This window comes from Ramlibacter sp. MMS24-I3-19 (assembly GCF_050320135.1).
Classification (GTDB): domain Bacteria; phylum Pseudomonadota; class Gammaproteobacteria; order Burkholderiales; family Burkholderiaceae_C; genus Ramlibacter.
The window spans coordinates 3,644,257-3,659,881 of record NZ_CP190017.1 but is presented as its reverse complement, the minus strand read 5'-3'; the positions used below and the strand labels follow the sequence as shown (position 1 = coordinate 3,659,881).

General features: G+C 69.4%; 13 protein-coding genes and 1 tRNA gene. 8 read left to right on the top strand and 6 right to left on the bottom strand.

All coding sequences use genetic code 11. The features are described from left to right. Positions 1-69: 69 nt before the first annotated feature. Complete coding sequence (locus ACPWT1_RS18140; protein ID WP_427912532.1) at positions 70-1,359, top strand: MFS transporter; 1,290 nt, start codon at positions 70-72, stop codon at positions 1,357-1,359. Positions 1,360-1,371: 12 nt separating this feature from the next. Here ACPWT1_RS18140 and serB read toward each other — a convergent pair whose 3' ends face one another. Continuing rightward, on the bottom strand, positions 1,372-2,100 hold the full coding sequence (serB, locus tag ACPWT1_RS18135; RefSeq protein WP_427912531.1) for a phosphoserine phosphatase SerB: 729 nt from the start codon (positions 2,098-2,100) through the stop codon (positions 1,372-1,374). A 119-nt stretch (positions 2,101-2,219) separates the two neighbouring features. Then, the gene (gene mfd, locus ACPWT1_RS18130; RefSeq protein WP_427912530.1) at positions 2,220-5,666 is read right to left on the bottom strand and encodes a transcription-repair coupling factor; all 3,447 of its coding nucleotides are present in this window, start codon (positions 5,664-5,666) and stop codon (positions 2,220-2,222) included. A gap of 61 nt (positions 5,667-5,727) precedes the next feature. On the opposite strand from mfd, the gene ispD reads away from it, so the two are divergent. Both ispD and ispF read left to right on the top strand, forming a co-directional pair. Further along, positions 5,728-6,438, top strand: a complete 711-nt coding sequence (gene ispD / locus ACPWT1_RS18125; protein ID WP_427912529.1) for a 2-C-methyl-D-erythritol 4-phosphate cytidylyltransferase — start codon at positions 5,728-5,730, stop codon at positions 6,436-6,438. Beyond that, positions 6,435-6,920, top strand: coding sequence for a 2-C-methyl-D-erythritol 2,4-cyclodiphosphate synthase (gene ispF, locus ACPWT1_RS18120; RefSeq protein WP_427912528.1), 486 nt, complete (start codon positions 6,435-6,437; stop codon positions 6,918-6,920). Before ispD ends, ispF begins: the two co-directional genes overlap by 4 nt. Here the strand turns inward: ispF and ACPWT1_RS18115 are convergent. The 3 genes from ACPWT1_RS18115 to ompR form a co-directional block, all read right to left on the bottom strand. After that, positions 6,903-7,382, bottom strand: a complete 480-nt coding sequence (locus ACPWT1_RS18115; protein WP_427912527.1) for a DUF6328 family protein — start codon at positions 7,380-7,382, stop codon at positions 6,903-6,905. The genes ispF and ACPWT1_RS18115 overlap by 18 nt on opposite strands. A 90-nt stretch (positions 7,383-7,472) precedes the next feature. After that, positions 7,473-8,933: an ATP-binding protein gene (locus ACPWT1_RS18110; RefSeq protein WP_427912526.1), complete on the bottom strand. Its 1,461-nt coding sequence runs from the start codon at positions 8,931-8,933 to the stop codon at positions 7,473-7,475. 116 nt (positions 8,934-9,049) lie between these two features. Continuing rightward, positions 9,050-9,781: a two-component system response regulator OmpR gene (gene ompR / locus ACPWT1_RS18105; protein ID WP_427912525.1), complete on the bottom strand. Its 732-nt coding sequence runs from the start codon at positions 9,779-9,781 to the stop codon at positions 9,050-9,052. A 178-nt stretch (positions 9,782-9,959) separates the two neighbouring features. Here ompR and ACPWT1_RS18100 point away from each other — a divergent pair, with 178 nt between their 5' ends. Both ACPWT1_RS18100 and ACPWT1_RS18095 read left to right on the top strand, forming a co-directional pair. Continuing rightward, on the top strand, positions 9,960-10,655 hold the full coding sequence (locus tag ACPWT1_RS18100) for an SIMPL domain-containing protein (RefSeq protein WP_427912524.1): 696 nt from the start codon (positions 9,960-9,962) through the stop codon (positions 10,653-10,655). 47 nt (positions 10,656-10,702) lie between these two features. After that, entirely contained in the window at positions 10,703-11,515 is an 813-nt protein-coding gene (locus ACPWT1_RS18095; RefSeq protein WP_427912523.1) for a metallophosphoesterase family protein, read from the top strand. Positions 11,516-11,527: 12 nt separating this feature from the next. On the opposite strand, the gene ACPWT1_RS18090 is transcribed toward ACPWT1_RS18095, so the two are convergent. Beyond that, positions 11,528-12,298 (bottom strand): 3-hydroxybutyrate dehydrogenase, encoded by a 771-nt coding sequence (locus tag ACPWT1_RS18090; protein ID WP_427912522.1) that lies wholly within the window; start codon positions 12,296-12,298, stop codon positions 11,528-11,530. Between the two features lie 81 nt (positions 12,299-12,379). Here ACPWT1_RS18090 and ACPWT1_RS18085 point away from each other — a divergent pair, with 81 nt between their 5' ends. From ACPWT1_RS18085 to ACPWT1_RS18075, 3 genes are all read left to right on the top strand, one after another. Further along, the gene (locus ACPWT1_RS18085) at positions 12,380-13,282 is read left to right on the top strand and encodes an alpha/beta fold hydrolase (protein ID WP_427912521.1); all 903 of its coding nucleotides are present in this window, start codon (positions 12,380-12,382) and stop codon (positions 13,280-13,282) included. After that, positions 13,279-15,474, top strand: coding sequence for a RelA/SpoT family protein (locus ACPWT1_RS18080; protein ID WP_427912520.1), 2,196 nt, complete (start codon positions 13,279-13,281; stop codon positions 15,472-15,474). The genes ACPWT1_RS18085 and ACPWT1_RS18080 overlap by 4 nt, the downstream gene beginning before the upstream one ends. 52 nt (positions 15,475-15,526) lie before the next feature. Then, positions 15,527-15,603, top strand: a tRNA-Val gene (locus ACPWT1_RS18075). Positions 15,604-15,625: the final 22 nt, after the last annotated feature.

The window sequence follows — 15,625 nt, the reverse complement described above, 5'->3', positions numbered from 1 at the left end:
GGGACGGGTCGTCTGCGGGCACGGCCCCGTGTCGGCTGTGTCCGACGGGCGCGGTGTTCCAATGCGGCCATGTCCAGTCCCAGCACCGTGTCCTGGCGCAGCGGCGCCGCGTCGCCCGCCAGCGCCATCGAGTCGCCGTACGCGTGGATGCGGCTATGCGTGTCGCTGCTGCTGATGACCCTCGGTGGCTCGGGCATGTATTCGGTGACGGTCGTGCTGCCGGCAATCCAGCACGAGTTCGGCGTCGATCGCGGGGCGGCGTCGTTGCCCTACACGCTCACCATGATCGGCTTCGGCCTCGGCGGCATCCTCATGGGCCGGCTTGCCGATCGCTTCGGGGTTGTGCTGCCCGTGGCGCTGGGCGCCGTAGGCCTGGGCAGCGGCTTCATCGCGGCCGGCCTGGCGCCGCAGCTCACGTTGTTCTGCGCCGCGCAGGGCCTCCTGGTCGGGCTGCTCGGCACCTCGGCGACCTTCGCGCCTCTCGTCGCCGACACCTCGCAATGGTTCGACCGCCGGCGCGGCACGGCGCTGGCGATCTGCATGAGCGGCAACTACGCGGCAGGCGCGTTGTGGCCGCCGGTACTGCAGCACTTCATCGACTCGGTGGGCTGGCGGCAGACCTACGTGGGGCTGGGCATCTTTTGCCTGGCGACGATGCTGCCGCTGGCGCTGCTGCTGCGGCCGCGCCCGCCGCTCGTTGCTGCGCCTGCCGGCGCGGGATCTGCATCGGCATCCGCTACTTCAGTGCCGCGGCCCATGGGATTGCAGCCCGGTACCGCCCAGATGCTGCTGGCCGTGGCCGGCGTGGCCTGCTGCGTCGCGATGTCGATGCCGCAGGTGCACATCGTGGCGTACTGCACCGACCTCGGCTTCGGTGCTGCGCGGGGCGCCCAGATGCTGTCCCTGATGCTGGGGCTCGGGGTGGTGAGCCGGCTCGTGTCGGGCTGGATCTCCGACCGCATCGGCGGCCTGCGCACCCTGCTGCTCGGGTCGGTGCTGCAGGGGGTCGCGCTGCTGATGTTCCTGCCGTTCGACGGCCTGGTGTCGCTGTACGTCGTGGCCGGGCTGTTCGGCCTGTTCCAGGGCGGCATCGTGCCGTCGTACGCGCTGATCGTGCGCCAGCACTTCTCGCCCGCCGAAGCCGGCGCGCGCGTGGGCACGGTGCTCATGGCCACGCTGTTCGGCATGGCGCTGGGCGGCTGGATGTCGGGCGCGGTGTTCGACCTCACCGGCTCCTACCGCGCCGCCTTCGTCAACGGCATCGCATGGAACGGCCTGAACCTGTCGATCGTGCTGTTCCTGCTGTGGCGGTTGCGCGGACAGCGCGCCGTGCCTTCGCCCGCCGCGCCCGCGCTCTAGGGTGAACAGGCCCTAGGGCCGAACGACCTCGAGCACGCGGTCGAGCCCACCTTCGTCGATCGCCACCATCGCCTGCTCGCGCACGCGCGGCTTGGCGTGGTAGGCGACCGAGAGGCCGGCCTCGCCCATCATCGGCAGGTCGTTGGCACCGTCGCCCACCGCAATCGCCTGCTTCGGGCTGATGCCCAGCTGCGAGCAGGTCTCCAGCAGCATCTTGCGTTTCTCCGCGCCGTCGCAGATGTCGCCCCAGGGCTGGTTCACCATGCGGCCGGTGAGCTGGCCGCAGTTGGGACCCGATTCGATCTCGAGCACGTTGGAGCGCGTGTAGTCGATGCCCAGGCGGTCACGCACACGATCCGCGAAGAAGGTGAAGCCGCCGGAGACCAGCAGCGTCTTCATGCCGGCGGCCTTGCAGGCGGCGATGAGCCGCTCGGCGCCGGGATTGAGCTGCAGGCGCGAGGTGTAGACCAGCTCCATGTCGGCCACCGTGACGCCGCGCAGCAGCGCCACGCGGCGGCGCAGGCTTTCCTTGAAGTCGGCGATCTCGCCGCGCATGGTGGCTTCGGTGATGGCCGCCACTTCCTCCTTCAGCCCGACAGCGTCTGCGATCTCGTCGACGCACTCGATGTTGATCAGCGTCGAGTCCATGTCGAACGCGGCGAGCTTGAAGTCGGAGAGGCGAAGCGGCGGCGTGAAGCCCTGGATCGAGAGGCCAGGGGCGAATTCGGTGCGGGAGGGCATGGGGAGATTGTCGCGCCTCGTTGTCGTCCCCGCGGAGGCGGGGACCCAAGGCTTCCGTTCCGATGTCGGTGAAGATGGACGCCCTGGTTTCCCGCCTTCGCGGGAATGACACAAGGGACTCACGCGGGCTCGGCCACCTTCGGCTGTCCCAGCGCCCTCAGCACGTCGCGCACCATCAGCACCCGGTCCTTCGGATCCTTCAGCTCGCGCTCGATGCGCAGCTTCTCGTTGCCGGCCAGCTTGATGTGGCGGTTCTTCTGCACCAGCTCGATGATCCGGAGCGGGTCCACGGGCGGGTTCGCCTTGAATGTGATGTTGGTCACGCCCGGCGCCGCATCCACCTTCACCACGCCGTACGGCCGCGCCAGCACGCGCAGCCGATGCACGTCGATCAGCGTCTGCGCCTGCGGCGGCAGCTTGCCGAAGCGGTCGACGATCTCTTCCAGCAGCCCGTCGATCTGGTCCGTCGTCTTGGCGCTGGCCAGCTTCTTGTAGAACGACAACCGCAGGTGCACGTCGCCGCAATAGTCGTCGGGCAGCAGGGCGGGTGCATGCAGGTTGATGTCGGTGGTGACGGACAGCGGCGCCAACAGGTCCGGCTCCTTGCCGGCCTTCAGCGAGCGCACGGCTTCGGCGAGCATCTCGTTGTACAGCTGGAAGCCGACCTCCAGCATGTTGCCGCTCTGGTTCTCCCCCAGCACCTCGCCGGCGCCACGAATCTCCAGGTCGTGCATCGCCAGGTAGAAGCCCGAACCCAGTTCCTCCATCTGCTGGATCGCATCCAGCCGCTGCGCCGCCTGCCGCGTGAGGCTCTCGATGTCCGGCACCATGAGGTAGGCATAGGCCTGGTGGTGGCTGCGGCCGACCCGCCCGCGCAGCTGGTGCAGCTGCGCCAGGCCGAACTTGTCGGCGCGGCTGATGACGATGGTGTTGGCGGTCGGCACGTCGATGCCGGTCTCGATGATGGTGGAGCAGAGCAGGACGTTGAAGCGCTGCTGCACGAAGTCGCGCATCACGCGCTCGAGGTCGCGCTCGGGCATCTGGCCGTGGGCGACGGCGATGCGCGCCTCGGGCAGCAGCGCCTCCAGCCGCTCGCGCCGGTTCTCGATCGTCTCCACCTCGTTGTGCAGGAAGTAGACCTGGCCGCCGCGCTTCAGTTCGCGCAGCACGGCTTCGCGGATCACGCCGTTGCCCTCGTTGCGAACGAAGGTCTTGATCGCGAGGCGTCGCTGCGGCGCGGTGGCGATCACCGACAGGTCGCGTAGCCCCTCCAGCGCCATGCCCAACGTGCGCGGGATCGGCGTCGCGGTGAGCGTGAGCACGTCCACCTCGGCGCGCAGGGCCTTCATCGCCTCCTTGTGGCGCACGCCGAAGCGGTGCTCCTCGTCGATGATCAGCAGGCCCAGGTTCTTGAACTTCACGGTGCCGGAAAGCAGCTTGTGCGTGCCGACCACGATGTCGACGCTGCCGTCGGCGAGGCCTTTGCCGGCCGCCGTGATCTCCTTCTGCGAGCGGAAGCGGCTCATCTCGGCCACTTTCACCGGCCACTTGGAGAAGCGGTCGACCAGCGTCTGGTAATGCTGCTCCGCCAGCAGCGTGGTGGGCGCGAGGAAGGCCACCTGCTTGCCACCCGTGACGGCGATGAACGCGGCACGCAGCGCCACCTCGGTCTTGCCGAAGCCGACGTCGCCGCACACCAGGCGGTCCATGGGCTGCGGCGAGATCATGTCCTGGATCACCGCGTGAATGGCCGCGTTCTGGTCGGCCGTCTCTTCAAATCCAAAGTCGTTGGCGAAGGTCTCGTAGTCCTGCGGCGAGAAGCGGAAGGCGTGGCCTTCGCGCGCCGCGCGGCGCGCATAGATGTTCAGCAGCTCGGCGGCCGTGTCGCGCACCTGCTCGGCTGCGCGGCGCTTGGCCTTCTCCCACTGGCCGGAGCCCAGCTTGTGCAGTGGCGCCTCGTCCGCGGACACGCCCGTGTAGCGGCTGATCTGGTGCAGCTGGCTCACCGGGACGTAGAGCGTGGCCTTGTCGGCGTACACGAGGTGCAGGAACTCGGTGTTGCCCTGGCCGAGGTCCAGGTTGACCAGGCCCTGGTAGCGGCCGATGCCGTGCTGCGCATGCACGACCGGGTCGCCGACGTTCAGCTCGGAGAGATCCTTGATCAGGGCCTCGACGTCGCTGACCTGCTCCTGCCGCTTGCGCCGGCGCGTGGTGGTGCCGGCCGCGAACAGCTCGGTCTCGGTGATGAAGTCGATCGCCTCTTCGGGCCAGGCGAAGCCCTCGTTCACCGCGCCGGTGGCGATGCCCAGCTTCTCGTCGCTGGCCTGGAATTCCTCGAGCGAGTCGAACGCCGGTGGCGACAGCTGGCTGGCGCGCAGGAAGTCGAGCAGGCTCTCGCGCCGGCCTGTGCTCTCGGCCAGCACCAGCGCGCGGTGCGGCGATTTGGCGAGGTGCTGCTTCAGGCGGGCGAGCGGATCCTCGGCGCCGCGGAGGACCGAGAGGTCGGGCAGCTTCTGGAACAGGGCGCTGTCCGCGACGTCCTGCGCACCCGGCCGCAGCGACAGCTGGGCATGCTCGTTCGCCTTGCCATAGAACTGCTCGATGGTGAGGAACAGCGCCTCCGGCGGCAGGATCGGCCGCTCGGGGTCGCCTTGCAGCAGCCGATGGCGGTCCCTGGTGTCCTGCCAGAAGCGCTGGAACGCGGGCTCCAGGTCGCCGTGCAGCACCAGCGTGGCCTGCGCTCCCAGGTAGTCGAAGACCGTCGCCGTCTCCTCGAAGAACAGCGGCAGGTAGTACTCGATGCCGGACGTGGCAACGCCGTTGCCCATGTCCTTGTAGATGCGGCTCTTGGTCGGATCGCCCTCGAGCAGCTCGCGCCAGCGGCTGCGGAAGCGCGCCCGCGCCGCGTCGTCCATCGGGAACTCGCGGCCGGGCAGGAGCCGCACCTCGGGCACCGGGTACAGGCTGCGCTGGCTGTCCGGGTCGAAGGTGCGGATCGAGTCGATCTCGTCGTCGAACAGGTCGACGCGGTACGGCACGGCCGACCCCATCGGGAACAGGTCGATCAGGCCGCCGCGCACCGCGTATTCGCCGGGGCTGACAACCTGCGTCACGTGGTTGTAGCCCGCGAGCGTGAGCTGCGCGCGCAGCTTGCTTTCCTCGAGCTTCTGCTTGACCGCGAACTGGAACGTGTAGCCGGCCAGGAACGACGGCGGCGCGACGCGATACAGCGCGGTGGTCGCGGGCACGATGACCACGTCGGCCTCGCCCTGCGAGATGCGCCACAGCGTGGCCAGCCGCTCGCTGATCAGGTCCTGGTGCGGCGAGAAGGTGTCGTAGGGCAGCGTTTCCCAGTCGGGAAAGAGCGAGCAGCGCAGGTCGGGCCCGAAGAACGCGAGTTCGTCCATCAGGCGCTGCGCGTCGGCGGCGCCGCTGGTGACGATGGCGGTCGGGTGGCCCGCCGCCTTCTCGCGCAGGGCCAGGCGGGCCAGCAGCAAGGCATCCGCCGAGCCGGGCGGGCGGGGCAGCGCGAAGCGCTTGCCGGGAGAAAGCTTGGGAAGATCCATCGGGCGGGGCAAATGCAAACACCCCTCGGCGCGCGGACGAGGGGTGTGCGCGGATTCTAGAATGGCCCCCATCTTGGCGCCTGCTCATCCAACGAATTCCCCCGCGCGACTGCATGCGCTCATCCCCGCCGCGGGCGTGGGCAGCCGCGCCGGCACCGCCGGTCCCAAGCAGTACGAACTGCTCGCCGGGCGTCCCCTGATCCAGCACACCCTCGCCGCGTTCACGCGCGTGCGCCGGCTCGCGTCGGTGCTGGTTGTGGTCGCGCCGGGCGACGATCGCCTGGCCTCCGGTGAAGGCTACGAGGTCGTGGCGTGCGGCGGGCCGACGCGGGCATCGAGCGTCGGGGCCGACCTGGAGCAACTGGCCGCGCGCGGCGCTTCGGACCACGACTGGGTGCTGGTGCACGATGCCGCGCGCTGCCTGGTCCGGCCCGAGTGGATCGAGACCCTGATCGACACCTGCGAGCACGATGCCGTCGGTGGCCTGCTCGCGCAGCCGCTCACCGACACGCTCAAGCAGGAGGAGGGCGGGCGCGTGCAGGGCACGCTGCCGCGGCGTGGCAAGTGGCTGGCGCAGACGCCGCAGATGTTCCGCCTGGGCGAACTGCGGCGAGCTCTGGAGCAGGCAGGCGCGGACGTCACCGACGAGGCGTCGGCGATCGAGGCGTTGGGCCTGCGGCCGATGCTGGTCACAGGCAGCGCACAGAACATCAAGGTGACGTGGCCCGAGGATTTCGCGCTGGCCGCCGCCGTGCTGGGGAGCCGGTCATGACGATGCGCATCGGCGAGGGCTGGGACGTGCACGCGCTGGTGCCGGGCCGTGCGCTCGTGATTGGCGGCGTTGCGATCCCCTACGACCGTGGCCTGCTGGGGCACTCGGATGCCGACGTGTTGCTGCACGCCATCACCGACGCGCTGCTCGGCGCGGCGGGGCTGGGCGACATCGGGCGGCATTTCCCGGACACCGGTGCGCGCTTCAAGGGCGCCGACTCGGTGCTGCTGCTGGAGGAGGCGGCGCGTCGCGTCGGCCAGGCCGGCTGGTCCATCGTGAACATCGACAGCACCGTGGTGGCCCAGGCGCCCAAGCTCGCGCCGCACATCGATGCGATGCGGGCGCGCATCGGCAAGGCGCTGGGGCTCGCGCCCGCGCAGGTGAACGTGAAGGCCAAGACCGCAGAGAAGCTCGGGCCCGTGGGGCAGGGGCAGAGCATCGAGGCGCGCGCGGTGGTCCTGCTGTCAGCGACCGGGGACTGATCCCGTCCTGTTCCTGCGCCGGCGCACGGCTGGCATCACGTACCAGAAGCTGCTGAACACCAGCAGCGCCGCGACACCGCCCACGAGCGCTGCGCGCAGATCGTCCATCGTCGCCAGCACGACGACGAAGATGTCGAGCGACAGGCCCAGCATCAGCGGCAGCATGCCCCAGGTGATCAGCCGCGAGGACAGGTCGATCAGGCTGCGGGACACCTGGCCGCGCTCGGACATGCGATGGCAGGCCGCGGGGGCCATCAGCAGTGCGATGGCCACGGCCAACATCGCGAGCCCCGCCACGTACGCCGCCACGCCCGATTGAGGCAAGTCCTCGAAGCGGTTGTTGAACACCGCCATCGTCTGGAAGCCGAACAGCGCCTGCACGCCCGGGATGATCATGCGCGCCTCCTCGACGACGTTGCGCATCTCGTCCTTCAGCGATTCCTGTTCGACTTGCGGTGCCATGGCTCAATGGTGGATTGGCCGGACTGGCCCAGCGGTAGGACGCGCTTGCCGCGTGCCGTCAGTGATCGCCCGCGCCGGCGACGCGCGCGATCAGCTGATCGTCTCGGGCGACTCGGAGGGCTCGGCCGTGTCGTGCACGCCGCCGCTGCGTGGCTTCTGCAGCTTGATGTGCGCAGCCAGTCCACCGGAGGTGGTGTTGGCCAGGGCGAAGATGCCGCCCATGCGCTGCACCGTCTTGTCGACGATGGCCAGGCCCAGGCCGGCACCCGTGGCCGCCGTGCGCGCCGCGTCGCCACGGAAGAACGGCTTCACCAGGTTCGGCAGGGCTTCGGGGGCGACGCCCATGCCGTGGTCGCGCACCTTGAGCAGCACCCATTCGCTGCGCGACTTGGCCGCGATGTCGACCACGGCGATGCCGGTCTCCGGCGTCTTGCCGTAGCGACGCGCGTTCTCCAGCAGGTTGGACACGACGCGCGCCAGCTCGACCTCGTCGGCCAGCACGTACAGCGACTTGCCGACGTCGACGTTGATGCGCATGTCGCCCTGGTCCTGCACGGCGTACACGCACGCGTCAATGACGTCGCGCAGGCATACCGGCTTGAGCTCGGCATGGTCGGGCCGGGCGTAGTCGAGGAACTTGTCGATGATGGCGTCGAGCTGGTCGATGTCGGCGGCCATGTGGTCGCGCGCGTCGGCGTCGGTGACGCTCATCTCGGTCTCGAGGCGCAGGCGGGCCAGCGGCGTGCGCAGGTCGTGCGAGATGCCGGCCAGCATCACGGCCCGGTCCTGTTCGATCTTGGCCAGCTGCTGGGCCATGCGGTTGAAGCCGATGTTCACCTCGCGAATCTCGCTGGTGACGGCCTTCTCGTCGAGCCGGCTGGCGTCGAAGTCGCCGTCGCGCACCCGGCTGGCGGCGAACGACAACTGCTTGAGCGGCCGGTTGATCAGCCGCGCGATGACCGCGGCGCCGGCGAGCGAGAGACCGGCCGCCGTGATCAGCCAGATCAGCCAGGTGCGGCCGCCCACCTTGGTGAAGCGGTTGCGGTCCATCAGCAGCCAGTACGCGTCGGAGTCGATCTTGAAGCCGACCCAGAAGCCCTTCTCGCCATTGACGGCCGAGGCCAGCACGGTGCCCGGGCCGAGGCGCGACACCAGTTCATCGGCCACGCGTTCGTCCAGCGAGGTCTCATCGACGGTCATGTACACGTCGGTGGGCTTGCTCGGCAGGATGCGCACGCCTTCCTGCTCGGCCAGGGTCTTGATCAGCGACACGCGCGCGATGGCGTCGGAGTAGCGGAGCGCGGCGCGGCTGAGGTTCACGAGCGACGCGATCTGCTGCGCCGTCTGCACGGCGCGCGGCTCGAACTCGAGCGCCCGGAACGTCTGCAGCCAGGCGACGATGGAGCCGATCAGCAGCAGCGAGAGCAGGAAGAACGTGCGCCAGAACAGCGACAGTCCCACGCGCGGAGGCCGCATTTCGAGCGGCGCAGGCGCGGTCTCCAGCGGCACGGGGCCGGTGGCGTGGATGCTGGTCGAGACCCCTCGGATCATGTGTTCAGGCTGGTGGCAACGCGCGCTTTGCGCCGGTGCCGCAGGCGTCGTTCAGGATGGCAAGGAGCGCAGCGCGGCGGCAGCCCATTCTGGCACTGCCGCGCTGGCGTGGCCTCTCAACCCGCGCCGTCCGGCACGAAGACGTAGCCCACGCCCCACACCGTCTGGATGTAGCGCGGAGAAGCCGGGTCCAGCTCGACGAGCTTGCGGAGCCGCGACACCTGCACGTCCAGGCTGCGGTCGAACGGCTCGAACTCGCGGCCGCGGGCCAGCTGCGCCAGCTTCTCGCGCGACAGCGGCTGGCGCGGGTGGCGCACCAGCGCCTTGAGCATCGCGAATTCGCCGGTGGTGAGCGGCAGTTCCTCACCGTTCTTGCGCAGCGTGCGGGCGCCCAGGTCGAAGGCGAACGGACCGAAGTTGACGACTTCGTTCTCGCTCGACGGTGCGCCAGGTGCCTCCTGCGCGGGGCGGCGACGCAGCACCGCATGCACGCGCGCGAGGAGTTCGCGCGGATTGAAGGGTTTGCCCAGGTAATCGTCGGCACCGACTTCCAGGCCGACGATGCGGTCGACGTCCTCGCCCTTGGCGGTGAGCATGATGATCGGCGTGCGGTCGTTGGCCGCGCGCAGCCGGCGGCAGATGGAGAGGCCGTCTTCGCCGGGCATCATCAGGTCCAGCACGATCAGGTCGGCGGTCTCGCGCAGCATCAGGCGGTTGAGCGCCTTGCCATCTTCCGCCAGGATGACCTCGAAGCCCTCCTGCGTGAGATACCGCCTGAGCAGATCGCGGATGCGGGCATCGTCATCGACCACCAGGATCTTGTCAGTGCGGGCTGCAGCTTGTGTCATGGTGCTCCAAAACGTATTTGTAACCGCGCCGATTCTGGCCGCGGCCGCAGCGACCGTGCAGGGATTCCGCCCATCACTGACATAGTGTTACAAAAGTTGCCCCGTCTGGGAACGGCTCCCTTTTCCCGGTGAACCACTGCACGCGCTCGGCCGTTGACGAACGATGACCCATCCCATCATGAACCTTCGCGCTCCTCTCATGTTCATCGTCGCGCTCGCGTGCGGAGCAGCGTCCGCGCAGGTTGCACCGCCGCCGGAAAACGTGGTCCAGCTGTCCTCCACCGCGGCGGTCGAGGTCGCGCAGGACACGCTCGAGATCCACCTGCAGGCGACGCGCGAAGGCGCCGATCCGGCGCGGGTGCAGGCCGATCTCAGGGCGGTGCTCGAAGCTGCGTTGGCCCAGGCGCGTCGCGAGGCGCAGCCCGGCGTCCTGGACGTGCGAACCGGCACCTTCAGCGTACTGCCGCGCTACTCGCGCGAGCGCCGCATCACCGGGTGGCAGGGCACGGCCGAGCTGGTGCTGGAGGGGACGGACATCGCGCGCGTGAGCGAAGCCGCGGGGCGGGTGCCGGGCCTGGTTGTCGTCGACGCCTCCTTCCGGCTCAGCCGGGAGCGTCGCGAGCGGGCCGAGCACGACGTGCAGGCGCAGGCGATCGCCCAGTTCCGGGCCAAGGCGAGCGACATCGCGCGCAGCTTCGGCTTCAACGGATATGGATTGCGCGAGATCTCCGTGAACGCCCAGGACGCGGGCCTGCCGCGCATGCGCATGGTGGCCAGCGCCGCCCCCAGCGCGCCGGGCGACGCGGCACTGCCGGTGGAAGCGGGCAAGACCGCGGTCACGGTGAACGTGTCGGGTTCCGTACAGCTGCGGTAGCCCCTGTCCGACGGGCCAGGCCACGCGCGGCCTCTAAGGTCGCGGCGATGGCCGTGCTGCTCCACGTCTCCGACACGCACTTCGGCACCGAGAAGCCGAAGGTCGTCGCGGCGCTCCTCGCCCTGGCCCGCGAGCGCAAGCCAGATTTGCTGGTGCTCAGCGGCGACATCACGCAGCGCGCCCAGCCCGCGGAGTTCGAGGCGGGCCGCGCGTTCTGCCAACAGCTGGGCATAGCGCGCATGCTGGCCTTGCCCGGCAACCACGACCTTCCGCTGCTGGACCTGTTCGACCGCATGGTCCGGCCGTATGCGCGCTATCTCGAGGCGTTCGGGCCGCGGCTGGATCCCGTGCTGGACATGGACGGAATCCTGGTGGTGGGCGTCAACACGACGCGCGCGGCGCGGCACAAGAATGGGGAAGTGTCGGAGGAACAGATCGCACGCGTCGCGACCCAACTGCGCGCCGCAAGAGGCAACCAGCTGCGCGTGGTGGTGACGCACCAGCCCGCCGACGTGCTGCGCCCCGAGGACGAGCATGACCGGCTGCGCGGAGCCGAGCAGGCCTTGCAGGCCTGGTCGGCAGCGGGAGCCGACCTGGTGCTGGGCGGCCATATCCACCTGCCGTACGTGCTGGACCTGCTGAAACGGCCCACGCCGACGCCGCGGCCGATGTGGTGCGTGCAGGCCGGCACGGCCGTGTCCAGCCGCATCCGGCATGGCACGTGCAACTCGGTCAACCTGCTGGTGTGGGCGCCACGGCCGGGTGCCGCAAGGCAGTGCATGCTGGAGCGGTGGGACTACTCGGGCCCGACCGACCGCTTCGAACTGGCCGAGGAGCGCGTCCTCGGCCTGGCCGCGTGAGGGCCGCGCGGCTCACTGTGCGGCCCAGCCGCCGTCCATGTTCCAGGCCACGCCGCGCACGTTGTTCGCGGCGGGCGAGCAGAAGAACACGGCCAGCTCGCCCAGTTCTTCCGGCGTGGTGAACTGCAGCGAAGGTTCCTTTTCGCCGAGCAGTTGCTTCGTGGCCTGCTCGTTGGTCCAGCCGTTGGCCGCGGCCTTGGCATCGACCTGCTTCTGGACGAGGGGCGTCAGCACCCAGCCGGGGCAGATGGCATTGCAGGTCACGCCGGTGGTGGCGTTCTCGAGCGCGGTGACCTTGGTCAGGCCGACGACGCCGTGCTTGGCGGCGACATAGGCCGACTTCTCGGCGGACGCGACCAGGCCATGCACGGATGCGACGTTGATGATGCGGCCCCAGTTGGCGGCCTTCATCGCCGGAAGGGCCAGGCGCGTCGCATGGAACGCGCTCGACAGGTTGATGGCGATGATCGCGTCCCAGCGCTCGGGCGGGAAATCCTCGACCCTGGCGACGTGCTGGATGCCGGCGTTGTTGACCAGGATGTCGACGCGGCCGAACTGCGCGGCGGCCGACTTCATCATGTCCTCGATCTCGGCCGGCTTGCTCATGTCGGCGCCGTGGTAGCCGACCTTGACGCCGAGCTTCGCCACCTCGGCTTTCGGACCTTCGGCATCGCCGAACCCGTTGAGCACGATGTTCGCGCCCTGCTTCGCGAGAGCCTTGGCGATGCCGAGGCCGATGCCGCTGGTGGATCCGGTGACGAGGGCAGTCTTGCCAGTGAGCATGGGTGAATCTCCGTGCGTGGTTGGTACGATGCGCGAGCAGGTGCGGGCCGAGCCCGCGAAGTATCGGATGTTTCCCTCGCCATGGCCCCTACGCTGAACTACGTACCGTGTCCCGACCAGGGCCGCGGACATCGCATGGCGTACTGGTCCTGGGGCGACGCGACGGCCCCGCACGTGGTGGTCTGCGTGCATGGCCTGTCGCGCCAGGGCCGTGACTTCGACACGCTCGCGGCCGCGCTCGTGGCGCGCAGCCCGGCGCCGCTGCGCGTGGTGTGTCCCGACGTGGCCGGCCGCGGCCGCAGCGAGTGGTTGCAGGACCCGCAGGGCTACCAGTTGCCGACGTATGCCGCGGACATGCTCGCGATGCTGGCGCAGCTGCATGGGCAGGCGCCCGTGCGCCAGCTGTCCTGGGTCGGCACCAGCATGGGCGGGCTGATCGGGATGGCACTGGCCGGCGCGCCGAAGCTGCCGTTGCCCGTCCCCATGACACGTCTCGTGCTGAACGATGTCGGCCCCGCCATTCAGTGGCAGGCACTGCAGCGCATCGGCACCTACATCGGCAACACCGGCCGGTTCTCGACCGTGCAGCAGGCGGCGGATGCCATGTGGCAGATCTCGACCAGCTTCGGCCCGCACACGCCCGAGCAGTGGCTGGCATTGTCCGAGCCCATGGTGCGTCCGGTGCCGGAAGGCGGCTACACGCTGCACTACGACCCCGCGATCGCCGTCCCCTTCCGCGACGTGACCGAAGAGTCCGCTGCCAAGGGGCAGGCGGCCATCTGGGCCCTGTACGACGCGATCACCGCCCGCACGCTGCTGCTGCGTGGCGTTGACTCCGACCTGTTGTCGCGCGACACGGCGCACGAGATGACGCGGCGCGGCCCGCGTGCGCAACTCGTGGAGTTCCCGGGCGTTGGCCATGCGCCGACCCTGGTGGCGGCCGACCAGGTGGACGCGGTCGCCTCCTTCCTGTTCGCGCCATGAAGACCGCCACCGACGGCGTCGTCGACAGCGGGCCGGTCCCCCTGGTCGCCGCCGCGGAGCAGTCGCTGCCGCGGCAGGCCGACGCGTTGTCGCGCGCCCGTGCGTTCGCCGAGCCGCTGATCGCGGGCGAGACGCTGGACACGGGCGAGAACACGCTGGAGCACGCCGACGCCGTCGCTCGCATCCTGAAGTCCATGGGCGGCTCGGAGGCCATGCAGGCCGCGAGCTACCTCGTGTATGCCTGCACCTACCTGAACCGGCCGCATGAGGTGATCGCCAAGGCCTTCGGCGAGAGCTATGCGGCCCTGGCGGTCGAGACCACGCAGCTGGTGCGCGTGCAGCGGCAGGCGCGCAATGCTCAGGCCGGCACGGCGCTGGACGATCCCCGCCAGCAGACCGAGACCATCCGCAAGATGCTGCTGGCGTTCTCGCGCGACCTGAGGGTCGTGATGCTGCGCCTGGCTTCGCGGCTGCAGACGCTGCGCTGGCACGCGGCCAAGAAGACGCCCGCGCCGCCCGAGGTGGCGCGCGAATCGCTGCAGGTGTTCGCGCCGCTGGCCAATCGCCTGGGCATCTGGCAGATCAAGTGGGAGATGGAGGACCTGGCCTTCCGCTTCCTCGAACCCGACACCTACAAGCAGGTGGCACGGCTGCTGGACGAAAAGCGCGCCGAGCGCGAAGGCGACGTGGAGCGGCTGCGCGCCCGGCTGCAGGCCGAACTGGTGGCGCAGGGCATCGCGGCACAGGTGCAGGGCCGGCCAAAACACATCTACAGCATCGTCAAGAAGATGCGCGGGAAGTCGCTCGACTTCGAGCGCGTGTTCGACGTGCGCGCGCTGCGGGTGATCGTGCCGCGGGTGGACGACTGCTACGCGGCACTGTCGTGGGTGCACGAGCGGTACGAACCGATCGCGACCGAGTTCGACGACTACATCGCCAAGCCGAAGCCGAACGGGTACCAGTCCCTGCACACGGTGGTGCGGGACGAGGGCGGCCGGCCGATCGAGATCCAGATCCGCACCGCTGCGATGCACGAGCATGCCGAGCACGGCGTGGCCGCGCACTGGGCCTACAAGGAGGCTGGCGCCAAGGGCTACGCGGGCATCGCCGCCGCCAGCGAGTACGACGCCAAGATCGCCGTGCTGCGGCAGCTGCTGGCCTGGGAGCGCGACCTGGCCGGATCGGCCGATGGGCTGTTCGACGACCGCATCTACGTGCTGACGCCGCAGGGCTCGATGGTGGAACTGCCGCGCGGTGCCACGCCGGTGGACTTCGCGTACAGCGTGCATACGAGCTTGGGCCACCGCTGCCGCGGCGCCCGCGTCGACGGCGCGATGGTGCCGCTGAACACGCCGCTGCAGAACGGTCAGACCGTCGAGATTGTGGCTGCGAAGGAGGGCGGCCCTTCGCGCGACTGGCTCAATCCCGAGCTCGGGTTCCTCGCCAGCCATCGCGCCAGGGCCAAGGCGCGCGCGTGGTTCAACGAGCAGGTGCGGCATGAAACCGTGGCGCGGGGCCGGGAAGCCGTCGAGAAGCTGCTGCAGCGCGTGGGCCGCACGGCGGTGAACCAGGGCGATGTTGCGACCCAGCTGGGATTCAAGTCGGCCGAGGACCTCTTCTTCGTCGTCGGCAAGGACGAGTACTCGCTGCGCAACATCGAGACGCTGCTGCATCCACCCGAGGCGCCGCTGCCGCAGGATGACTACCTCCTGCTGAAGAAGGCGCGGTCCCCGGAGCGCTCGCCCAAGGGCGGCGTGCTGGTGGTGGGGATCGACTCGCTGCTCACGCAATTGGCGCGCTGCTGCAAGCCCGCGCCACCCGACGCCATCGCCGGCTTCGTGACTCGCGGCAAGGGCGTGAGCATCCACCGCACCGACTGCAGCAACTTCCGCGAGCTCGCGTCGCGCAATGCGGAGCGCGTGATCGATGTCGAGTGGGATCGGCCCAAGGAAGGCCAGGCGCTCTATCCCGTCGACGTCGCCGTCGAGGCGACGGACCGGCAGGGGCTGCTGCGGGACATCTCCGAGGTGTTCGCCAAGGAGAAGATGAACGTCGTGGGGGTGCAGACGCAGTCGGTGCGCGGCACCGCGTGGATGACGTTCACGGTGGAGATCGGCGACGCGGCGCGGCTCGGGCGGGTGCTGGGCCTGGTGCGCGAAGTGTCCGGCGTGCTGTCGGCGCGGCGCAGGTGAGCGAGGAAAGCCTCGCGGCCTCTGCTACAATCGCGGATTCTCGAACACCCTTAGGCGCGTAGCTCAGCTGGTTAGAGCACCACCTTGACATGGTGGGGGTCGTTGGTTCGAGTCCAATCGCGCCTACCAAATTCCGCTTCACCGACAGGAC